This is a genomic window from Streptomyces sp. NPDC001678, from assembly GCF_042892945.1.
Classification (GTDB): domain Bacteria; phylum Actinomycetota; class Actinomycetes; order Streptomycetales; family Streptomycetaceae; genus Streptomyces.
Genome location: NZ_JBIAUP010000003.1, coordinates 429,589 through 450,370, shown reverse-complemented (window position 1 = coordinate 450,370; position 20,782 = coordinate 429,589). Strand labels below are relative to the sequence as shown.

Below are 20,782 nucleotides of genomic sequence, written 5' to 3'. Positions count from 1 at the left end.
GCCATGGCGATCGACCTCCGCGACCCCGACCCCGCTTACCTCGCCTTCTGGCGCGAGCGGCACGTCTGCACCCTCACCACCCTGCGCCCCGACGGCTCCCCGCACGTCGTGCCCGTCGGCGTCACATACGACCCCGAGGCGCGGATCGCCCGGGTCATCTGCGACAAGAGCGGCCGCAAGGTCGCCAACGTCCAGGCCGCGGGCCCCGGGGGCGCCCGGGTCGCCGTGTCCCAGCACCAGGGCAAGCGCTGGGCCACGCTCGAAGGCCGCGCCGTCGTCCGCACCGAGGCCGACGTCGTCGCCGACGCGGTACGCCGCTACGCGGAACGGTACGAGCGCGTGCCGCGCCCGAACCCCGACCGGGTGGTCATCGAGATCGCGGTCACGCGGGCGCTGGGGCGGGGGTAGCGGCCGGGGTCGGCGCGGCCTAGCCGTAAGGCAGCGCCACCCTCCCCCGGAACAGGCACCGGGAAGAAGATTTCAGCTGCCGTCGGCGAGCCGGGCCGCGAACCCGTCGAGGACGGCCCGCAGGCCGAACGCGAACGTGTCGTCCGGCGCGGCGGCATAGCCGGTGGCGGCGGCGGTGCCGAGGCGCTCCCGCAGGCGGGGGAAGTCCATGGCGACCTCGGCGGCCCGCGCCATGGCGTCGGCCAGCTGCTGTTCCGCGTCACCGTCCTTGCCGCCCAGCCGCCGCTTCAGCGAGACCTCCGAGGCGGGCCCGAGGGCGCTGCCGAGCACGAAGAGGAACACGGTGGCGGCCGCCCGGTCCGCGTCGGCGGGAGGGAATCCCGCCTTCTCGTAGAGGGCGAGGCTGCGGTCGTCGTAACGGGCCTTGCCGCGCCCGTAGAGAAGATGGCTGCCGAACGCCTGCCCGAGCCACGGATGCCGGGTGAGCATCGCGTGCATGCCGGTGGCCATGGCGGTGGCGGCCGTACGCCAGTCGCCGGCGTCGGCGGCGTCGGCGTCGAGGTCCGGCAGCGCCACCTCGTGCCAGACCGCGTCGGCCGCGAGCCGGACCAGTTCGTCCTTGGTCTTGATGTGCCAGTAGATCGCCGTGGGGGCCGAGCCGAGGCGTGCGCCCAGGCTGCGCATGTTGAGACCGTCCAGCCCCTCCTCGTCCAGCAGGGCGATGGCGGCGCGGACGATCTGGTCTGCGGTCAGGGTGTTCCGAGGCATGACCATCACCCTACTTGAACTAAGTACAGGACCTGCTCTACGCTCCACTTGCACTTAGTTCAAGAAAGCGGAGCGAGGGGGAAGCGATGTCGCAGGTGTCGCAGGTGTCGCAGGAGAAGCTGTCCGATTTCGTCCAGACGACGGCCCGGGAGCTGGGCGTCCCCGGCGTGGCCGTGGGCGTCCTGGTGGACGGGCGGGAGAGCTGCGCCTCCTACGGCGTGACGAGCCTGGAGAACCCGCTGCCGGTCGACGAGAAGACGCTCTTCCACCTGGCCTCGGTCACCAAGACCTTCACGGCGACCGCGCTGACCCGCCTCGCCGAGGAGGGCAAGGTCGACCTGGCCGCGCCGGTGCGCCGCTACGTCCCCGAGCTCCGGCTCGCCGACGAGCGGACGGCGGAGGACATCACCGTGATGAACCTCCTCAACCACACCGGAGGGCTCGACTGGGCCCTGCTCGACAACGGCGAGGGTGACGGCTCCCTGTCCTCGTACGTGGCGAGGATGACCGACCTGCCCCTCATCGCGCCGCTCGGCGCCCGCGCCTCGTACAGCCAGGCCGGCTACAACCTGGCCGGCCGGGTCGTCGAGGCCGTCACGGGCCTGCCGTTCGAGAAGGCCGTCGCCTCGCTCGTCCTCGAACCGCTCGGGCTCGCGAACACCTTCTTCGAACCGGACGACGTGATGATCCGGCGCTTCGCGGTGGGCCACAACCGCGGCGAGGACGGGACGATCCGGTCCGCGAGCCCCTGGAAGGCCTTCCGCCCCGGCGACCGCGCCAACAACCCCGGGGGCGGCGCCGCGTCCTCGGTGAGCGACCTCCTGCGCTGGGCCCGCTTCCACCTCGGCACCGGGGACGGCGTCCTGTCCACGGACGCACTGGGACGCATGCGGCAGGAGACGATCGCCCTGCGCGGCAGCACCCTCGGCGACGGCATCGGCATCGGCTGGTTCCTGCGCGAGGTCGACGGCGTCCGCACGATCGGCCACGGCGGCTCGGGCAACGGCCAGTTCGCAGAGCTCCTCATCGTGCCCGAACGGGACTTCGCCGTCGTCGCCCTCTCCAACGCCGGCCCCGACGGCTACGTCTTCAACCAGACCGCCGTGCGCTGGGCCCTGGAGCACCACCTCGGCCTCGTCGAGCACGCCCCCGAGCCGCTGCCGTACGACGAGGCGCGGGCGTGGGAGGTCGTCGGCCACTACGAGAACGACGCGATGGATCTCGACATCGCCACCGACGGCTCCCGCCTCACGCTGGCGGTCGGCATCAAGCCGGAGATCCGCGCGGCGTCGGACATGGAGATGCCGCCGGACTACCCGGCGGTCGCGATGGGCCTCCTGCCGGGCGACGGCGACGAATACGTCATCACGGAGGGTGGTTTGGAGGGGCAGCGCGGTTTCTTCACGCGGGACGCGGGCGGGGTCGTTGTCGGGGTCGACCTTGCGGGGCGGCTCTTCGGGCGGGGGTAGGGGACTCCCCCCTCCTCCCGGTACGCGCCGGGCGCCGGCGGGGGCGCCCGGCGGGCGCCCCGAAGGGGCGTGGGGAACTGCGCGACCAGCCACGACGCACCCGCAGACGACGTTGCGCTGCCGGAGCGCAGCGGAGGCATGTCGCGGGGGCGGCATAGCGGGGTGAACCGGGCAGCGGCGCCGAGTCTGGCGCCGTGAGACAGCGGGATCGTGCATCGGCGCATCGGCGCATCGGCGGGGCCTGGTCGCGTTTCTTCCGCCCCATGGGCCCCAAGGGTGCGTGCGGCAGCGAAATCCCTCTTCGGGTGGGCGATTTGGGGCCCTTCGGGTGCGGGATCGTGCTGTCTTACGGCTAGCCGGGCCCCCGATCCGCGCAGCGGTGAGGCTCGCTGCCCGCGCGCCTTCCGGGCGACCGATGGATGCCGCGCCCGCCCTTCCGCCCGCGCAGCGGGCGGGCCCGAGGGCGCAGCCCGCTGCGCCTCCGCCGCCCAAGCCGCGCAGCGGCGCGGGAACGGTTCGTATCCGCGCGCGTGGCGGGGTGGGCAAGGTTTTCTCCCCCACCCCGCCCCTTCCCGTAACTGGGGGCTCCGCCCCCAGCCCCCCAAGGGGGGTGTCAGGCGCGGGGCGCCTTTACGGTGCGTATGAGTGCCGCGAACGAGGCCGGTCCGGTCGCTATGACCGTGCCGGGCTCGTCGCTCTCGCGCAGGGCGAAGGCGTCGCTTACGGCCGCGACCTCCAGGCACTCGTTGTTGAGGCCAGCTCCAGAAAACGAGCTCTTCCGCCAGGCGCGTACGGAAGCGACCTCTAAGCAGTCATTGTCAGGGCCCGTCCCCGAGAAGGTCGATTTCTGCCATCCAGTCCAACTCATGACCTACCCCTACAGCTCGCTTGCAACGCGGTGAAGAAAGTCCCGTGTCTCCACGGGGCTGAGCGCCGACTCCTCCACCTGCCGCCAGCGATTGCGGTAGCGATCTAGCTCCTCTTCCGCTCCGAAAAACACGGTTCCATGGACGTGATCGACCTGGACGGTGTCGAGCCGAGGAACGTCAGCAGCCAGGTAGAGCATCGAGTAGCCCATACCCGCGAAGCGCTCCGCCTCGAACGGGACGACACGGATCGTGACATTGGGCCGTTCGGCCTCGCTTAGCACGTGGTCCAGCTGCTCTCTCGCGACCTTGCGGTCCCCTACCCGCATACGGAGCGCTGCCTCATGGATGATTGCCGTGAATGTGGGCGGGTTTTCGCGGTCCAAAACCTTCCGCCGTTGCATGCGGAATCTGACCGTGGCATTGACCCTGTCCGGCGTGTAGTGCGAGCTCAAGTAGACAAAAAGGGCTCGGGTGTAGGACTCGCACTGCAAGATGCCCGGCACATGCATGATCTGCAGGCTTTGCATTGCACGCGAGTGCCACTCCAACGCAGCCAGGTCCAATACATTGGGGCCGACGTCGCCGCGGTACTTTTCCCACCAGCCACGTCCACGTTCGATCGCCAAGGCAACCAGCGCATCCACCAACGCGCTATCCGCTACACCGTAATGGTCGACCAGTCTGCGCAGACGCTCCTCGCTCACCGCCGCACGGCCGGACTCGAAGAGCGACATCTTGCCCTGATCCACGCCAGCCACTCGGGCGGCGTCACGCGCGGCAACCCCGGCTCGCTCCCGCAACTTCCTTAGCTCTGACCCCAATCGCACCTGGCGGGCAGTGGGGTTCGTCCTCGGTGGCATGAACCTCTCCTCGTGCTCTCGCGACACTGTGGCACGCCGCGCCCCCATCGGGCGAACTTTCCCAACCAGGTTGCCCAGGGCCAAACTTAGCCCCTACGTTGAGTGCTCCGCCGCTCACTACGCGGCGACATCCGGCCACCCGGAAGCGCACCGCCCTGCCCTGCCCACGCAGTGGCGCGGCGGCAAGGACACCGGCGGCCCGGCCGCCAACACCCCACCGCAGGAGGCGACATGCTGCTGCACCTTCCTACCCAGAAGCCATCCCCCGCCCCGGACGTCGAACCGTTCGAGTACCGCCTGCTCATCCCCCACACCCCCCGCGCCGTCCAAGTGGCCCGCACGACCATCCGGGCCACCCTCATCGCCCACGATCTACGCGAACTCATCGGCCGAACCGAGCTGTTGGCGGGAGAAATGCTGACCAACACGATCGTGCACACCACCAGCACCGCCGAGCTGACGCTCGCCTGGTCGCGGTGGGGGACCCTGCGGGTCGCCGTACGGGACACGTGCGCGAAAACGCCCGCCCTCCAACCGGCACCGCGCCCGTTCGACAGCAACGGCCGTGGACTCCGCCTCCTCCAGACGCTCGCGGACCGGTGGGGTTACGTCCCGCTCCACCGCGACCTCCACGGCGACGAGACCAAGACCGTCTGGTGCGAGATCAGCCACAGGGTGCCCGCCGCGTGGGCGACGGCGGCCCCATGAACGCGCGACGGGCCCGTCACCCACAACGTGGGTGACGGGCCCGCGGGCCGAGCCGAAAAGATCAGCCGTGTTTCTTCTGCTCCCGCTTGGGACGCCACACGACCAGCGCGCTGGCCTGCTGGACGTCCTGGTACGGGACCAGGTCACGCCGGTACGACGCGTGAACCTGCGCCTCCCGCTGCTGCATCGCCGCCGCCGCGCCGTCGACGACGGACTGCAACTCAGCAACACGGGCGCTCAGCGCGGCGACCTGGTTCTCCAGCTCGATGATGCGCTTGATGCCGGCCAGGTTGATGCCCTCGTCCTGGCTCAGCTGCTGCACCGTGCGCAGGAGCTCGATGTCGCGTGCCGAGTAGCGGCGGCCGCGCCCGGCCGTGCGGTCGGGGGAGACCAGGCCGAGGCGGTCGTACTGCCGCAGGGTCTGCGGGTGGAGACCCGACAGCTGGGCCGCCACGGAGATGACGTAGACCGGCGACTCCTCGGTGAGCTCGTAAGGATTGCGTCGGCGGCCGATTCCTTCCATGGGTCACGCTCCCTTCGCGGCCTGGAACAGCTCCGCGCGCGGGTCCTCGTCAACCGTGGCCTCGCGGTAGGTCTCCAGGGCTTCCCGGGCCTTGTCGCTCAGTTGGGTGGGCACGGTGACCTCGATGGTGATCAGGAGGTCGCCGCGGGTGCCGTCCTTGCGGACCGCGCCCTTGCCGCGGGCGCGCATCGTCCGGCCGTTGGGCGTGCCGGCGGGCAGCTTGAGGGTGACCGGCGGGCCGCCGAGGGTGGGGACCCGTACCTCGCCGCCGAGGGCCGCCTCCGTGAAGGTGACGGGCACGGTGATGGTGAGGTTGTCGTCCTTGCGCCCGAAAAGCGGGTGGGTGCCGACGTGGACGACGACGTAGAGGTCGCCGTTGGGGCCGCCGCGCTCGCCCGGGGCGCCCTTGCCGCGCAGGCGGATCCGCTGCCCGTCGGAGACTCCGGCGGGGATGCGGACCTGCATGGTGCGGGAGGACTTGGCCCGGCCGCTGCCGTGGCAGACGTCGCAGGGGTTCTCGGGGATGAGCCCGCGGCCCTTGCAGTCCGGGCAGGGGTCGGTCAGCGAGAAGCCGCCGCCCGTGCCGCGCGACACCTGGCCGGTGCCGACACAGGTCGGGCAGACCCTGGGCGTACCGTTTTTGTCGCCCGTGCCGGAGCACGCCTTGCACGCCGCCGAGGAGGACATCCGCAGCGGGACGGTGGCGCCTTCGACGGCCTCGGTGAAGTTGAGCGAGACCTCGGACTCGATGTCCTGGCCGCGCCGGGGCTGGGTGCGGGGACCGCCGCCGCCCCGGTTGAAGAGGCCGCCGAAGACATCGCCCAGCCCGCCGCCGAAGCCGCCGCCGGCTCCGGTGCCGGCGCCGCCCTGGGCGCCTCCGAAGAGGTCGCCCAGGTCGAAGTTGAACGAACCGCCGGCGCCGCCCGGCCCGGCACGGAAGCCTCCGTTGCCGAACAGGGCGCGGGCCTCGTCGTACTCCTTGCGACGCTTGGGGTCGGCAAGAACGTCGTTCGCCTCGGAGATCTCCTTGAAGCGCTCCTCGGCCGAGGCGTCGCCCTTGTTGGCGTCCGGGTGGAACTCGCGGGCGAGCTTCCGGTACGCCTTCTTGATCTCCGCCTCGGTGGCGTCCTTGGGGACGCCGAGGACCTTGTAGAGGTCCTTTTCCAGCAAGTCCCTGCTGAGGCTCATCCTCGGCGTCCCTCCTTCCCGTCACTCATCGCGTCAGCCCTCTTCCGGGCCACCGCTCTCCTCGTCGGACTCCTCGCCCTTGGGGCTCGCGCCCGGCTGCGGCTCGGCCACCGCGACACGCGCGGGGCGGATGGTCCGCTCGCCGATGCGATACCCCGGCTGGAGGATCTGCACGCACGTCGTCTCGGTGACGTCGGGCGCGTAGCTGTGCATCAGTGCCTCGTGGACCAGCGGGTCGAAGGGCTCGCCCTCCTTGCCGAACTGCTGGAGGCCCATCTTGGCGGCGACGGTCTCCAGCGACTCGGCGACGGACTTGAAGCCGCCGACCAGCTCGCCGTGGTCGCGGGCGCGACCGATGTCGTCGAGGGTGGGGAGGAGCTCGGACAGGAGGTTCGCCACGGCGACCTCCTTGACCGCGACCCGGTCCCGCTCCACCCGACGACGGTAGTTCTGGTACTCGGCCTGGAGCCGCTGGAGGTCCGCGGTGCGCTCACCGAGCGCGGCCTGGGCCTGGTCCAGCTGTGCCTGGAGGCCAACCTCGACGAGGTCCTCGCCCGCGGCCGGGCCCGCCGGGGCCGCCTTGTCGGCGGCCCCGGCGGCCTTCGCCGCGTCGTCGGGGGTCGTGGCGTCGGAGGTGCCTTCAGGCTTCTCGTTCTCCTCGAAGCCCGGGGTCTCCTCCGTCACGCCGACGCACCGCCCTTCGGCTTCTCGTCGTCGACGATCTCGGCGTCGACGACGTCGTCCTCGGCCTTGGCCTGCTGGCCGCCGGCGGCACCCGCGGCGCCCGCGGCACCGGCCGCGCCCTGGGCGTCGGCGTACATGGCCTGGCCCAGCTTCTGGCTGACCGCGGCGACCTTCTCGGCGGCCGTGCGGATCTCGGCGGAGTCCTCGCCCTTGAGCTTCTCCTTCAGCTCGGCGACGGCCGTCTCGACCTCGGTCTTGACGTCGGCCGGGACCTTGTCCTCGTTGTCCTTGAGGAACTTCTCCGTCTGGTAGACGAGCTGCTCGCCCTGGTTGCGGGACTCGGCGGCCTCGCGGCGCTTGTGGTCCTCCTCCGCGTACTTCTCGGCCTCTTCGCGCATGCGGTTGACCTCGTCCTTCGGCAGCGAGGAGCCGCCGGTGACGGTCATCTTCTGCTCCTTGCCCGTGCCCAGGTCCTTGGCGGTCACGTGCATGATGCCGTTGGCGTCGATGTCGAAGGCGACCTCGATCTGCGGGACGCCGCGCGGGGCCGGCGGCAGGCCCGTCAGCTCGAACATGCCGAGCTTCTTGTTGTACGCCGCGATCTCGCGCTCGCCCTGGTAGACCTGGATCTGCACGGACGGCTGGTTGTCCTCGGCCGTCGTGAAGATCTCGGAGCGCTTGGTCGGGATCGTGGTGTTGCGCTCGATCAGCTTGGTCATGATGCCGCCCTTGGTCTCGATACCGAGGGACAGCGGGGTCACGTCGAGGAGCAGGACGTCCTTGACCTCACCCTTGAGGACACCGGCCTGGAGAGCGGCGCCGATGGCGACGACCTCGTCCGGGTTCACACCCTTGTTGGCCTCCTGGCCGCCGGTCAGCTCCTTGACGAGCTCGGCGACGGCGGGCATACGGGTGGAACCGCCGACCAGGACCACGTGGTCGATCTCGGACAGGGCGATGCCCGCGTCCTTGATGACGTTGTGGAACGGGGTCTTGCAGCGCTCCAGCAGGTCCGCGGTCAGCTGCTGGAACTGGGCGCGGGTGAGCTTCTCGTCCAGGTGGAGCGGGCCCTCGGCGGACGCCGTGATGTAGGGCAGGTTGATCGAGGTCTCCGTGGAGGAGGACAGCTCGATCTTCGCCTTCTCGGCGGCCTCGCGGAGGCGCTGGAGCGCCATCTTGTCCTTGGACAGGTCGACGCCGTGGCCGTTGGCGAACTGCTTGACCAGGTAGTCGACGACGCGCTGGTCCCAGTCGTCACCACCGAGGTGGTTGTCACCGTTGGTGGCCTTGACCTCGACGACGCCGTCGCCGATCTCCAGCAGCGAGACGTCGAAGGTGCCGCCACCGAGGTCGAAGACCAGGATGGTCTGGTCGTCCTTGTCCAGGCCGTAGGCCAGGGCGGCCGCGGTGGGCTCGTTGACGATGCGCAGGACGTTCAGGCCCGCGATCTCGCCGGCCTCCTTGGTGGCCTGACGCTCGGAGTCGTTGAAGTACGCCGGGACGGTGATGACCGCGTCGGTGACCTTCTCGCCCAGGTAGGCCTCGGCGTCGCGCTTCAGCTTCTGCAGGATGAAGGCGCTCATCTGCTGCGGGTTGAAGGTCTTGCCGTCGATCTCGATCTTCCAGTCAGTGCCCATGTGGCGCTTGACGGAGCGGATCGTCCGATCGACGTTGGTGACGGCCTGGCGCTTGGCGACCTCGCCGACCAGCACCTCACCGTTCTTCGCGAAGGCGACGACGGACGGCGTGGTCCTGGCGCCCTCGGCGTTGGTGATGACGGTGGGCTCACCGCCCTCGAGAACACTGACGACGGAGTTCGTCGTACCCAGGTCGATGCCGACCGCACGTGCCATGTCGATTCCTCCAGCTGACTTGAGTGGAACAGACTCAAGAGTGCAGCAGGGAGCGAAACCTGTCAACAGACCTGAGTCGGCTCCACTCAACTTTTATGCCGCACTTATAGTCACCCGGGGCAACGGAAGGGCCGCGGGGGGCTGCGAAGGGTCGCCTGCGCGACGCAGATCACCGGCGATGCGGGTATATCGCGCGCGGGAGAGTGAGTAGTCTCGAACGGACTGGATAAGTTACCGATTAGTAATCCCGCTCTCCCACCCGGAGGAGCCCTCCCATGCAACTCGCCGCGATCATCGTGTCGCTGGTCCTCATCGCGGTCGGCGTCGCGCTGTTCGGCCGTGCCCTCCTCCAGATCTACCGCTTCGTACGGCTCGGCCAGCCCGTACCGGCGGGCGCCCGTACCGACGAACCGGCACAGCGCACGGTCACGGTGGCCAAGGAGTTCCTCGGCCACACCCGGATGAACAAGTGGGGCGTCGTCGGCGTCGCGCACTGGTTCGTGGCGGTGGGCTTCTTCTCGCTGCTGCTGACGATCGTCAACGCCATCGGCCAGCTCTTCAAGGCCGACTGGATCCTGCCGGTCATCGGGGACTGGGCGCCGTACAACGTCTTCGTCGAGTTCCTCGGCACGATGACCGCGCTCGGCATCCTGACGCTCATCGTCATCCGGCAGCTGAACCGGCCGGGCGGCGCGGGCCGCAAGTCCCGTTTCGCCGGCTCCAACACCGGCCAGGCGTACTTCGTCGAGTCCGTCATCCTCATCGTCGGCGTCTGCATCTTCATGCTGCACGCCCTTGAGGGCGCCCAGCACCATGTGGACGGCTACGAGGCGTCGTTCTTCATCTCGTACCCGGTCGTCTCGTGGCTGGAGGGAATGGACGTCTCCACCCTCCAGAACCTCACCTACTTCTTCGCCGGGCTGAAGATCGCGACGTCCTTCATCTGGATGATCACGGTCGCGCTGAAGACGGACATGGGTGTGGCCTGGCACCGCTTCCTGGCCTTCCCCAACATCTGGTTCAAGCGCGAGGCGTCCGGCGACGTGGCGCTGGGCGCGCTCCAGCCGATGACCAGCCGCGGCGAGCCCATCGACTTCGAGGACCCGGCGGAGGACGCCGTCTTCGGCGTCTCGAAGGTCGAGGAGTTCTCCTGGAAGGGCATCCTCGACTTCTCCACCTGCACCGAGTGCGGCCGCTGCCAGTCGCAGTGCCCCGCCTGGAACACCGGCAAGCCGCTCTCCCCCAAGCTCCTGATCATGGCGCTGCGCGACCACGCGCACGCCAAGGCGCCGTACCTGCTCGCGGGCGGCGGCAAGGACGCCGAGGGCGAGGAGAAGGGCACCGAGGAGCAGCTGAAGGACGTCCCGGCGGCCGCCCTGGCCGAGGCCGAGCGCCCGCTGATCGGCACGCTGGCGGAGAACGGCGTCATCGACCCGGACGTGCTGTGGTCCTGCACCACGTGCGGCGCGTGCGTCGAGCAGTGCCCGGTGGACATCGAGCACGTCGACCACATCGTCGACATGCGCCGCTACCAGGTGATGATCGAGAGCTCCTTCCCGTCCGAGGCGGGCACGATGCTCAAGAACCTGGAGAAGAAGGGCAACCCCTGGGGCCTGGCCAAGAAGCAGCGGCTCCAGTGGACCAAGGAGGTCGACTTCGAGGTCCCGGTCGTCGGCAAGGACATCGAGGACCTCACCGAGGTCGACTACCTCTACTGGGTCGGCTGCGCCGGCGCCCTGGAGGACCGTGCCAAGAAGACCACCAAGGCCTTCGCGGAGCTGCTGCACATGGCGGACGTGAAGTTCGCCATCATGGGCGGCGACGAGAACTGCACGGGTGACTCGGCCCGCCGCCTGGGCAACGAGTTCCTCTTCCAGCAGCTCGGCCAGCAGAACGTCGAGATGCTCAACATGGCGTTCGGCGAGGATTCCGAGGACGAGGCCACGAAGAAGCCGAAGTCCAAGAAGAAGATCGTCGCGACCTGCCCCCACTGCTTCAACACCATCGCGAACGAGTACCCGCAGCTGGGCGGCGAGTACGAGGTCATCCACCACACGCAGCTGCTCCAGCACCTCATCGACGAGGGCAGGCTGATCCCCGTCACCCCGGTCGAGGGTCTGATCACCTATCACGACCCCTGCTACCTGGGCCGCCACAACAAGGTCTACACCCCGCCGCGCGAGATCATCGCCAAGGTGCCGGGCCTGCGCAACGAGGAGATGCACCGTCACAAGGAGCGCGGCTTCTGCTGCGGCGCCGGCGGCGCGCGCATGTGGATGGAGGAGCGCATCGGCAAGCGCATCAACAACGAGCGCGTGGACGAGGCGCTGTCCCTCAACCCGGACATCGTCTCCACGGCCTGCCCGTTCTGCCTCGTCATGCTGACCGACTCGGTCAACGGCAAGAAGAACGACGGCAAGGCCAAGGAGTCCATCCAGGTCGTCGACGTGGCCCAGCTGCTGCTGGAGTCCGTCAAGACCCCGGCCGCGCCGGAGGGCGACGGCGAGAAGGCGGACGCGCCGGAGCCGGACCCGGAGCCGGTGAAGTAACCGCTGCCGAAGCGTACGCACGGCCGGGCCCCGCGACTGTTCGCGGGGCCCGGCCGTTGTCGTAGGGGCGTGGGACGATGAAGTCGTACGCGCTCGTAGCTCGCACCCAGGAGTCACGCCATGGACTACGCCCGTATGCGCGCCATCGCCGAGGAGCTGATGAAGCACGCTCCGGACCCGATCAGGGGCGTCGAGATCACCCACGACGGAATCATCATGATGATGTCGCCGTCCAGGCCGCACGAACTCATCGCGATGCGCCTGCGCCGTCAGCTGGACCCGCAGCTCGACAATGGGCTGGTGGCCCATTCCGGGGGCGAAATCGAGGACGTGTCGCTCGGTAAGCTCCGCCGCCCGGACCTGATCGTCGTACCAGAAGAGGTCTTCGCCGAGGAGACCATGGCGCCATTCGATCCGCACGACCTGGCCATGGTGTCGGAGATCGTCTCACCGTCCAATCACAGCACCGACTACACGGACAAGATGGACGAGTACCCGGCTATGGGCATCCCGCTGTACCTACTGATCGACCCCCGTAAGGGGACGGTGGCGGTGATGTCCGATCCCGGCCCCGGATCTGACGGTCAGCCCTGCTACCGCGCCCGCCACGACTACGTCTTCGGCGACAAGGTCACTGTCGGACCCTGGACCATCGACTCCTCCGAGTTCCGCACGTACCCCTCGTGACCACCAACACTCTTGATCTCAACCATGCTTGAGGTCCTACCGTCGTAGACATGACGACGACGCAGAACACGCAGCTCACCACCCCCCGCTCCGACGACGGCAACCTCGCCGGGCAGCCCATCGGCTACTGGAGCTACGCCACCCACAAGGCCGTCATCCGGCACATCCGCGGCGCCCTGGCCACGCAGGACGTCACGCAGCCGCAGTGGTGGGTGCTCAACCGCACCATCGCCGTCGAGGGCGGGCTGAGCCGGGAGGAGCTCCGCGAGGCGCTCACCGCCAACCTCGACCACCGGCCGGAGGAGATCGACCAGGCCCTGGACTCGCTGGTCACCCGCGGCTGGGTGGCCGCCGGCGAGGACGGCCTGTACGTCGTCACCGAGACCGGCCGCGAGGCCAAGGACCGTATCTTCGAGGTCGTGAAGAAGGTGCGCGCGGAGATCCACGCCGGGATCACGGACGAGGAGTACGCCGCCGCGCTGACCGTCATGCGCCGCATGATCAAGAACGTCGGCGCCGACGAACTGCTCTCCCCCGAGCGCTGGGTGCCCAAGCGGGCCACGGAACTCCGCTGAACGGAACTCCGCTGACCGGACGGGCCCGTAACCCGGAGGTTTCCCCTAGGGGATGTCACAGCTCGGCCGCAAAGCCCGGTCCGTTCACCCTTGGGCGGCTACGGGAGCTCTCCGGAGCGGGTACGTTCGAAGGCGTGGCTGGATTCAGGATGGGACGAGGACGGGACGCCCAGGGCCCCGGGCCCGCGTGGCAAGGACAGCAGGCTCCGTACGGCGGCGGCCAGGGCGCGCCCGGACACTCCGGCGCACCCGGCGGCGGCTACGGGGACCAGCGGCAGGGGCAGTGGCACAGCCAGGCCCAAGGCCAGGGCCAGGGGCAGGGCGGCTACGACGAGCCGGAGTACTTCGGCGAGGGCGGCCAGCCACAGCAGCAGCCGTACCAGCAGTACCAGCAGCCGCAGGCCCCGCAGGGCTACCCCCAGGACCCGTATTACGGGCAGGACGCCGGCCGCACCCAGCAGTTCAGCGTCGGCGAGGCACCGGACGCGTACGGCGACTACGGCAACGGGCCCGCCGGCCCGCCCCCGCCGCCGCCCGGCCCCCGGCTGCACTGGAAGGACCTGCTGACCGGCATCGTGCTGCGCCCGTCGGCCACCTTCTGGCAGATACGGGACCACCAGGTGTGGGCCCCGGCCCTGATCGTCACCTTCATCTACGGCCTGCTCGCCGTCTTCGGCTTCGAGAAGGCCCGTGCGGACGTGCTGCGCGCCTCGTTCGCCGATGTGCTGCCCGCCGTGCTGATCACCGGCGTGATCATGGTGGTCGCCGGGCTGATCCTCGGCGCGGTCACCCACACGCTCGCCCGGCAGCTCGGCGGCGACGGCATATGGCAGCCGACCGTCGGCCTGTCGATGCTGATCATGTCGATCACGGACGCGCCCCGGCTGCTCTTCGCGATGTTCCTGGGCGGCGACAGCACCCTCGTCCAGGTGCTGGGCTGGGCCACCTGGCTGGCGGGCGGCGCGCTGCTGACGTCGATGGTGAGCAAGTCGCACGATCTGCCGTGGCCCCGGGCGCTCGGCGCGTCCGCGATCCAGCTCGTGGCGCTGCTGTCGCTGATCAAGCTCGGTACGCTTTAGCGTTCCGCCGGTCGTTTTGGCTGCGGGCCGGCAGTGGCTGGTCGCGCCCACGCGGCGGCAGCCGCATATCGACACTGCCCCGCGCCCCTTCGGGGCGCGGTACCGCATGTGAAAGGGCCCGTCCTCCCGGACGGGCCCTTTCACATGCTCACAGGCTTACGCGTCGAGGACCTGGCCCTCGCGTCGCACCACCGGCGGCTCGACCGACCACGGGAAGTTGATCCACTCGTCCGTCTTCTTCCAGACGTACTCGCACTTCACGAGCGAGTGGCTCTTCTCGTAGATCACGGCGCTGCGGACCTCGGCGACGTGCTCCAGGCAGAAGTCGTGGACGAGCTTGAGCGTCTTGCCGGTGTCCGCGACGTCGTCGGCGATGAGGACCTTCTTGTTGGAGAAGTCGATCGCGTTCGGGACGGGGGACAGCATCACCGGCATCTCGAGGGTGGTGCCCACACCGGTGTAGAACTCGACGTTCACCAGGTGGATGTTCTTGCAGTCCAGCGCGTAGGCCAGACCGCCCGCGACAAAGACGCCACCACGGGCGATGGACAGGATGATGTCCGGCTCGTAGCCGTCGTCCGCGATGGTCTGTGCCAGCTCACGGATGGCCTGCCCGAAGATCGGGTAGGTCAGGTTCTCGCGGATCTCACTCACTGTTGCTCTTCGCCCTGTTCCCTGGACCGTCGTCGCCGGACGGTCAGACCTGCGTGCGGTGGAAATTCTGGAAGGACCGCGAGGGCGTGGGCCCACGCTGTCCCTGGTAGCGGGAACCGTGCTTCGCGGACCCGTAAGGATGCTCGACGGGTGACGTCAGCCGGAACATGCACAGCTGGCCGATCTTCATCCCAGGCCACAGCTTGATCGGGAGCGTGGCCATGTTCGACAGCTCCAGCGTCACGTGACCGGAGAAGCCCGGGTCGATGAAGCCGGCCGTCGAGTGCGTCAGCAGACCGAGACGGCCGAGGCTGGACTTGCCCTCCAGCCGCGAGGCGATGTCACCGGGAAGCGTGATCACCTCGTACGTCGAGGCCAGCACGAACTCGCCCGGATGCAGGATGAACGCCTCGTCGCCCTCCGGCACCACCTCACGCGTGAGGTCCGCCTGCTCGACCGCGGGGTCGATGTGCGGGTACCGGTGGTTCTCGAACACCCGGAAGTAGCGGTCAAGCCGCACATCGATGCTCGACGGCTGCACCATCGATTCGTCGAACGGGTCGATCCGCACACGGCCGGCGTCGATCTCGGCCCGGATGTCCTTGTCTGAGAGAAGCACGTCTCGAGGATACGCAAAGAAGCCGGACAACCTGACAACGCGACCCCGGCCCCGGACGGGGCCGGGGTCGCGCCGGTCGTCAGCTCTTCGTCATCGGTTCTTCTCGGACGCAACGGGGACGGAGTGCCGCAGCCGCGCACAGCGGGGGCAGCGCAGCAGCCGTCCGGGGCCGATCCGGGAGGGGCCGAGATTCTGCATCGGGAACGAAGCGGTGCTGAACACGTGCCCCTCGGCACAACGAACGACGGTGCGCTCCATAGAGCTCCCTTTCCCCAAGTACATGACCGACAAAAGCCACATTAGGGGATGATCCGGACCGGCCGGAGCGCGGCACCCCGACAGCCCCTCACGGTTTGCCGACCCCCCACGGTACGCCCCAACTCCCGCTCGCCACGCCCACGTCCCCATCGCCGCCACAGCGCCCTCACACGACGAGAAGGCCACCACGGCGAGTGCGCCGGGGGCCTTCGATGGGGTAGAGTGTGCGACGATGCGAGGCCCTGAGGGGCCTTCGCGCGGGCGTAGTTTAATGGTAGAACATGAGCTTCCCAAGCTCAGAGCGCGAGTTCGATTCTCGTCGCCCGCTCTTCTGCAAACCCCCAGGTCAGCGACCTGGGGGTTTGTTGTTGTCTAGACCTCTTGAGGGCTGCCGCGCCCTCCGCGTGCCCCAACTCCGAGGAATGCCCTCCCGGGAGGGCCGCTCAGGACCCGACCAAGAACGCTCCCCCCAAGTGGCGCCTCGAATACCGAGACACTCTTTACGTGACCCGCGTCACTCGCGAGGGCCTGACATGCAAATTTGCCTTCCCGAAGCCCAGTTGACGACACGACAGGGCCCCTTCGCCGCGCCCACACCACCCTTTCCAGGTCAGGCACCACACCGGCAGCCGACGACAGCCGACGCCGACGCCTGCTCGTCGCCGGAGGGCTGATCACCGATGCAGCAGGCATCCTCCACCTCTCCGACAGGACGCTTGCCGAGGACATCGGCGTCGGCCTTGACGACGTACACCTCCCACGGCTCCTTGCCGGGGCCGGTCACCCACACCTTGTCCTGGAGCGCGTAACAGCAGGAGGTGTCGTTCCCTTCGAAGGTGGCCAGCCCGGCCGCCTTCAAGCGCTCGGTCGCGGCCGAGACCTGGTCGACGGCCTCCACCTCGACGCCGAGATGGTCGAGGCGGGTGTCCTGGCCGGACTCTCCTTCGATGAGGACGAGCTTGAGCGGGGGCTCCGTGATGGCGAAGTTCGCGTAGCCGGGCCGACGCTTGGCGGGCTCGACACCGAACAGCTTGGAGTAGAAGGCCACCGACGCTTCGAGGTCGGCGACGTTGAGGGCGAGCTGGACGCGGGACATGACGATCTCCTCGATCCGCCTGTATCGATCGACTTCGATGCAAGCTTGCGCCTTGAATCGACAGACGTCAACATAGAAGCATGTCGAATCAAGAGTTCGTGGTGCTCGGGCAAGAGGGTCCCGACGGCTGCTGCCCCGGCCTGCTGACCGCACCGCTCGCCGAGGACCAGGCGGTGGAGCTGGCGAGGGTCTTCAAGGCACTGGGTGACCCGGTGCGGCTGCGGCTGCTGTCGATGATTGCTTCCCGGGCGGGTGGCGAGGTGTGCGTCTGCGACCTGACGCCCGCGTTCGAGCTGTCGCAGCCGACGATCTCCCACCACCTCAAGCTCCTGCGCGAGGCCGGGCTGATCGCCTCGGAGCGGCGGGGTACGTGGGTGTACTACCGGCTGCTGCCGGAGATGACCGACCGCCTCGCCGGCATCCTCACCCGCCCTGCCGGCCAGCCTCTGCCCGAGCCCGCCGAGGCCCCATCGTGACCCGCACGACCACCGCCCCGGTGGCGGGACGGCTGTCCTTCCTCGACCGCTACCTCGCCGTCTGGATCCTCCTGGCGATGGGCGTCGGCCTCGGCCTGGGCCGTCTCGTGCCCGGTCTGGGGGATGCGCTGGCGAAGGTGACCGTCACCGGGGTCTCGCTGCCGATCGCGCTGGGGCTGCTGGTGATGATGTACCCGGTGCTGGCCAAGGTCCGCTACGACCGCCTCGACACGGTCACCCGCGACCGACGCCTCCTCGTGCCGTCGCTGCTGCTGAACTGGGTGCTGGGGCCTGCGGTGATGTTCGCCCTGGCCTGGCTGTTCCTGCCGGACCTGCCTGAGTACCGCACCGGCCTGATCATCGTCGGGCTGGCCCGCTGCATCGCCATGGTCATCATCTGGAACGACCTCGCCTGCGGCGACCGCGAGGCCGCCGCCGTCCTGGTCGCGCTCAACAGCGTCTTCCAGGTGATCGCCTTCGCGGGACTGGGCTGGTTCTACCTGTCCGTCCTGCCCGGCTGGCTCGGCCTGGAGACCACCGCGCTCGACGTGTCCGTGTGGGAGATCGCCCGCTCGGTGCTGATCTTCCTCGGCATCCCGCTCGCCGCCGGCTACCTCACCCGCCGCCTCGGCGAGAAGGCCAAGGGCCGCACCTGGTACGAGACGAAGCTGATCCCCCGCATCGGGCCGTTCGCCCTGTACGGGCTGCTGTTCACCATCGTCGTGCTCTTCGCCCTCCAGGGCGACGCCATCACCTCCCAGCCGCTCCACGTCGCCCGGATCGCACTGCCCCTGCTGGTCTACTTCGCCGCCATGTGGACCGGATCGATGGCACTGGGCCGCGCGGCCGGCCTGGACTACCCGCGCGCCACAACCCTGGCGTTCACCGCTGCGGGCAACAACTTCGAGCTGGCCATCGCGGTGGCCATCGCCACCTTCGGCGCCTCCTCCGGCCAGGCCCTCGCCGGGGTCGTCGGCCCGCTGATCGAGGTACCCGTCCTGATCGGCCTGGTGTACGTCGCCCTGGCCGCCCGTCGCTACTTCCCGCCGTCCCCCACCGGCCAGCCGGCCACCGCCCCGGAAGGTTCTGCCCGTGTCTGAGTCCCTCAAGCCCTCGGTCCTCTTCGTGTGCGTCCACAACGCCGGCCGCTCCCAGATGGGCGCCGCCTTCCTCGCCCACCTCGGCGCAGGCCGCGTCGAGGTCCGCTCCGCCGGCTCCGCCCCTGCCGAGACGGTCAACCCGGCCGTCGTCGAGGCGATGCGGGAGGTCGGCATCGACATCGCCACCCAGACACCGAAGCTGCTGACCACCGACGCCGTCCAGGCGTCCGACGTCGTCATCACCATGGGCTGCGGCGACGCCTGCCCAGTCTTCCCCGGCAAGCGGTACCTGGACTGGAAACTGGATGACCCCGCCGGGCAGGGCGTCGACGCGGTACGCCCGATCCGCGACGAGATCGAGCGGCGTGTCCGCGAGCTCCTCACCGACCTCGGCGTCAAGGCCGGCGCATGACCGCACCCACCACCGTCCGGGTCCACGGCCAATGGCGCGACGTCATCCTCATCGAACGCCGCAGCCCCACCGCGCTCTGAACGGCCACCAGCCTCGGACACACGAGGGGGCGGGAACGCAGTCGTCGCGTTCCCGCCCCTGCCGCCATCAGGCTTCCAGCACGACGGGGCGCTCGACCGCCGCCTTCTGGCGCGCGACGCGGACCCTGGCGTCGATGCCCTCCGCGACCTCCTGCTGTCGCTCGTCGTCGGAGTGCTGGTAGATCATCGCGGCCTTCTCCGAGGACTGGCCGGCGCGGACCATCGTGTCCTTGAGGGTGGCTCCGGACTGGGTGGACAGCGTGTGGCCGGTGTGACGGAGGTCGTAGAAGCGGAAGCCGTCCGGCAGGCCGACCTGTGCCCGCGCTCGCCTCCACTTGCGGCCGAAGGTGGACCGGCGGAAGGGTGCCCCCTTCTCGCCGACGAACAGCAGACCGTTCGGGCCCTTCTCCGCGAACCAGTCGAGGTGTCGCTTGACCTCTATATAGAGGAAGGCGGGCAAGTAGATCATGCGCTTGCCGGCCGCGGACTTGGTGTCGCCCTCGACGCGACGGCCAGAACACAGCTCGGGCGCCGCTTCGGTGACCTGGGCGGCGAGGGGTTCGAGCGTGATGTCGGGCCGCCGTAGGGCCGCCTGTTCCTCCGGTCGCATCGGGCCGTAGGCCCCGAAGTAGACCATCAGGCGCCACCGCGGGCCCATGGCGTCGGCGAGGGCATCGACCTGCTCGACCGTCGCGGTCGGCCGTTCCTTCGGCTTCTCGATGCCGGCGCCCTTGATACGGCAGGGGTTGCGGCGGATCAGCTCGTCGTCGGCGGCCGTCTGGAGGATGGCCTTCAGCAGGCGGTAGGACTTGGCGGTCGTCGTGGCGCCAGTGGCCTTCAGGCGTTCGGCCCGCCAGGTGCGGACGCCGGGCGGCGTGATCTCGTCGAGGTCGAGCCGCTCGAAGGCGGGCAGGATGTACAGCCGCAGGAGCCTGCGGTACAGCTCGTCCGTTGTGGGGGCCAGGCCGCGCTCCTCGACCCACTTGAGGGCGTAGACCTCGAAGTTCACGGCGCCCGCGTCAGGGTCGGTCCAGTCTTTGCGCTCGATGTCGGCCTGGGTCAAGGTGAGCCAGGTCTGCGCGTCAGTCTTGGTGTCGAACGTCTCCGGGGCATTGCGGCGGGCGCCGTCAGGCGCCCAGTAGCGAGCCTGCCAGCGGCCGGAGGGCAGCTGTCGTACGGTGCCGAACTCGCGGCGCCGCTGTGTCCGACGCGCCGCCATCAGGCCGCCTTCCCGTAGCGGGAGCGTATGCGGCGCGCGGGCTCGACCGTGTTGGCCTCGATGTACGCGGCGAGCACGCTGTCGGCGATGCGGACGTGGCGTCCGACCTTGACGAAGGCGATGCGGCGCTCGGCGATCAGGCGCCTGATGAAACGTTCCCCCGTGCCGAGGCGCTCGGCGGCTTCCGCCACGGACAGTAGGCAGTCGGACGGGGCAGGGGGCAGTGCAGGTCGGTGCAAGGGGTGTTCCTCATCTGGCACGCGGGCTGGCAGGCCCGTCGCACCGGTGTTGATCGTTCAGGCATGGGCGAGTTGGGATGGCGTGGCCTTCGGTGTTGGCGCACCTGAAGGCCAGCGAAGACGGCGCTGGGCGCTACGGCGTCCCGTGAAGAAGCGCGAGCGGCGAGACGCCGAGGGCGGCCGAGATGACGACGAGGTCGTCGACGTCGCACCGGCGTTTCCGGCGCTCGATGCGCGACAGCATGGTGTTGGACATCGGACGGACCAACTCGGTGACACGGTCGGCCAGCTGCCGCTGGGCAAGGCCGCGTGCCGCTCGGGCACGTTCGATGGCGAGCGCGGTCCGCTCTCCGGCAGGACCGATTTCCAAAGGGCGTCGGGACATGCGTTCTGTTTTAACTCGCGTTCG

General features: G+C 69.3%; 23 protein-coding genes and 1 tRNA gene. 11 read left to right on the top strand and 13 right to left on the bottom strand.

Annotation, left to right across the window (positions count from 1 at the left end; translation table 11 throughout):
• Positions 1-3: 3 nt before the first annotated feature.
• Entirely contained in the window at positions 4-408 is a 405-nt protein-coding gene (locus ACFYZR_RS08830) for a pyridoxamine 5'-phosphate oxidase family protein (RefSeq protein ID WP_391907051.1), read from the top strand.
• Positions 409-480: 72 nt separating this feature from the next.
• On the opposite strand, the gene ACFYZR_RS08825 is transcribed toward ACFYZR_RS08830, so the two are convergent.
• Complete coding sequence (locus ACFYZR_RS08825) at positions 481-1,176, bottom strand: TetR/AcrR family transcriptional regulator (RefSeq protein WP_391907048.1); 696 nt, start codon at positions 1,174-1,176, stop codon at positions 481-483.
• An 86-nt stretch (positions 1,177-1,262) separates the two neighbouring features.
• On the opposite strand from ACFYZR_RS08825, the gene ACFYZR_RS08820 reads away from it, so the two are divergent.
• Positions 1,263-2,645 (top strand): serine hydrolase domain-containing protein, encoded by a 1,383-nt coding sequence (locus tag ACFYZR_RS08820; protein WP_391907046.1) that lies wholly within the window; start codon positions 1,263-1,265, stop codon positions 2,643-2,645.
• Between the two features lie 613 nt (positions 2,646-3,258).
• Here ACFYZR_RS08820 and ACFYZR_RS08815 read toward each other — a convergent pair.
• Positions 3,259-3,513, bottom strand: coding sequence for a DUF397 domain-containing protein (locus tag ACFYZR_RS08815; protein WP_391907043.1), 255 nt, complete (start codon positions 3,511-3,513; stop codon positions 3,259-3,261).
• 9 nt (positions 3,514-3,522) lie between these two features.
• Positions 3,523-4,374 carry a helix-turn-helix domain-containing protein gene (locus tag ACFYZR_RS08810; protein WP_391907040.1) on the bottom strand — a complete coding sequence of 284 codons (852 nt, stop codon included), beginning with the start codon at positions 4,372-4,374 and terminating at the stop codon, positions 3,523-3,525.
• Positions 4,375-4,605: 231 nt separating this feature from the next.
• Here ACFYZR_RS08810 and ACFYZR_RS08805 point away from each other — a divergent pair, with 231 nt between their 5' ends.
• A complete protein-coding gene (locus tag ACFYZR_RS08805; RefSeq protein WP_391907037.1) occupies positions 4,606-5,082 on the top strand; it encodes an ATP-binding protein in 477 nt (158 codons plus the stop codon).
• Positions 5,083-5,143: 61 nt separating this feature from the next.
• On the opposite strand, the gene ACFYZR_RS08800 is transcribed toward ACFYZR_RS08805, so the two are convergent.
• Genes ACFYZR_RS08800 through dnaK form a run of 4 tightly spaced genes read right to left on the bottom strand, consistent with a single transcriptional unit; the run spans position 5,144 to position 9,330 of the window.
• Positions 5,144-5,605 (bottom strand): heat shock protein transcriptional repressor HspR, encoded by a 462-nt coding sequence (locus ACFYZR_RS08800; RefSeq protein WP_391907034.1) that lies wholly within the window; start codon positions 5,603-5,605, stop codon positions 5,144-5,146.
• Positions 5,606-5,608: 3 nt separating this feature from the next.
• Positions 5,609-6,793, bottom strand: a complete 1,185-nt coding sequence (gene dnaJ, locus ACFYZR_RS08795; protein ID WP_391907031.1) for a molecular chaperone DnaJ — start codon at positions 6,791-6,793, stop codon at positions 5,609-5,611.
• Between the two features lie 33 nt (positions 6,794-6,826).
• Positions 6,827-7,477: a nucleotide exchange factor GrpE gene (gene grpE, locus ACFYZR_RS08790; protein ID WP_391907028.1), complete on the bottom strand. Its 651-nt coding sequence runs from the start codon at positions 7,475-7,477 to the stop codon at positions 6,827-6,829.
• Positions 7,474-9,330, bottom strand: coding sequence for a molecular chaperone DnaK (dnaK, locus tag ACFYZR_RS08785; RefSeq protein ID WP_391907025.1), 1,857 nt, complete (start codon positions 9,328-9,330; stop codon positions 7,474-7,476). The genes grpE and dnaK overlap by 4 nt, the downstream gene beginning before the upstream one ends.
• A gap of 275 nt (positions 9,331-9,605) precedes the next feature.
• On the opposite strand from dnaK, the gene ACFYZR_RS08780 reads away from it, so the two are divergent.
• From ACFYZR_RS08780 to ACFYZR_RS08765, 4 genes are all read left to right on the top strand, one after another.
• On the top strand, positions 9,606-11,879 hold the full coding sequence (locus ACFYZR_RS08780; RefSeq protein WP_391907022.1) for a (Fe-S)-binding protein: 2,274 nt from the start codon (positions 9,606-9,608) through the stop codon (positions 11,877-11,879).
• A 120-nt stretch (positions 11,880-11,999) separates the two neighbouring features.
• Positions 12,000-12,566, top strand: coding sequence for a Uma2 family endonuclease (locus ACFYZR_RS08775; RefSeq protein WP_391907019.1), 567 nt, complete (start codon positions 12,000-12,002; stop codon positions 12,564-12,566).
• Between the two features lie 50 nt (positions 12,567-12,616).
• A complete protein-coding gene (locus ACFYZR_RS08770) occupies positions 12,617-13,141 on the top strand; it encodes a MarR family winged helix-turn-helix transcriptional regulator (protein ID WP_391907016.1) in 525 nt (174 codons plus the stop codon).
• Positions 13,142-13,290: 149 nt separating this feature from the next.
• Positions 13,291-14,220 (top strand): Yip1 family protein, encoded by a 930-nt coding sequence (locus tag ACFYZR_RS08765; RefSeq protein WP_391907013.1) that lies wholly within the window; start codon positions 13,291-13,293, stop codon positions 14,218-14,220.
• 156 nt (positions 14,221-14,376) lie between these two features.
• Here ACFYZR_RS08765 and ACFYZR_RS08760 read toward each other — a convergent pair whose 3' ends face one another.
• Complete coding sequence (locus ACFYZR_RS08760; RefSeq protein ID WP_087927366.1) at positions 14,377-14,874, bottom strand: phosphoribosyltransferase; 498 nt, start codon at positions 14,872-14,874, stop codon at positions 14,377-14,379.
• A 43-nt stretch (positions 14,875-14,917) separates the two neighbouring features.
• Positions 14,918-15,493: a dCTP deaminase gene (gene dcd, locus ACFYZR_RS08755; protein WP_229358732.1), complete on the bottom strand. Its 576-nt coding sequence runs from the start codon at positions 15,491-15,493 to the stop codon at positions 14,918-14,920.
• 515 nt (positions 15,494-16,008) lie between these two features.
• On the opposite strand from dcd, the gene ACFYZR_RS08750 reads away from it, so the two are divergent.
• A tRNA-Gly gene (locus ACFYZR_RS08750) sits at positions 16,009-16,079 on the top strand.
• A gap of 282 nt (positions 16,080-16,361) precedes the next feature.
• Here the strand turns inward: ACFYZR_RS08750 and ACFYZR_RS08745 are convergent.
• Entirely contained in the window at positions 16,362-16,847 is a 486-nt protein-coding gene (locus ACFYZR_RS08745) for an ArsI/CadI family heavy metal resistance metalloenzyme (protein WP_391907008.1), read from the bottom strand.
• Positions 16,848-16,927: 80 nt separating this feature from the next.
• Here ACFYZR_RS08745 and ACFYZR_RS08740 point away from each other — a divergent pair, with 80 nt between their 5' ends.
• Genes ACFYZR_RS08740 through ACFYZR_RS08730 form a run of 3 tightly spaced genes read left to right on the top strand, consistent with a single transcriptional unit; the run spans position 16,928 to position 18,835 of the window.
• Positions 16,928-17,323 (top strand): metalloregulator ArsR/SmtB family transcription factor, encoded by a 396-nt coding sequence (locus ACFYZR_RS08740; RefSeq protein ID WP_358216124.1) that lies wholly within the window; start codon positions 16,928-16,930, stop codon positions 17,321-17,323.
• Positions 17,317-18,423, top strand: coding sequence for an ACR3 family arsenite efflux transporter (gene arsB, locus ACFYZR_RS08735; protein WP_391907332.1), 1,107 nt, complete (start codon positions 17,317-17,319; stop codon positions 18,421-18,423). Before ACFYZR_RS08740 ends, arsB begins: the two co-directional genes overlap by 7 nt.
• Positions 18,416-18,835 carry an arsenate reductase ArsC gene (locus tag ACFYZR_RS08730; protein ID WP_391907005.1) on the top strand — a complete coding sequence of 140 codons (420 nt, stop codon included), beginning with the start codon at positions 18,416-18,418 and terminating at the stop codon, positions 18,833-18,835. Before arsB ends, ACFYZR_RS08730 begins: the two co-directional genes overlap by 8 nt.
• A gap of 147 nt (positions 18,836-18,982) precedes the next feature.
• Here the strand turns inward: ACFYZR_RS08730 and ACFYZR_RS08725 are convergent, their stop codons facing one another.
• The 3 genes from ACFYZR_RS08725 to ACFYZR_RS08715 all read right to left on the bottom strand — a co-directional run bounded on the left by ACFYZR_RS08725 (position 18,983) and on the right by ACFYZR_RS08715 (position 20,758).
• Entirely contained in the window at positions 18,983-20,134 is a 1,152-nt protein-coding gene (locus tag ACFYZR_RS08725) for a tyrosine-type recombinase/integrase (RefSeq protein ID WP_391907002.1), read from the bottom strand.
• A complete protein-coding gene (locus tag ACFYZR_RS08720; protein ID WP_360913194.1) occupies positions 20,134-20,373 on the bottom strand; it encodes an excisionase family DNA-binding protein in 240 nt (79 codons plus the stop codon). The genes ACFYZR_RS08725 and ACFYZR_RS08720 overlap by 1 nt, the downstream gene beginning before the upstream one ends.
• Positions 20,374-20,506: 133 nt before the next feature.
• The gene (locus ACFYZR_RS08715; RefSeq protein ID WP_391906998.1) at positions 20,507-20,758 is read right to left on the bottom strand and encodes a helix-turn-helix domain-containing protein; all 252 of its coding nucleotides are present in this window, start codon (positions 20,756-20,758) and stop codon (positions 20,507-20,509) included.
• Positions 20,759-20,782: the final 24 nt, after the last annotated feature.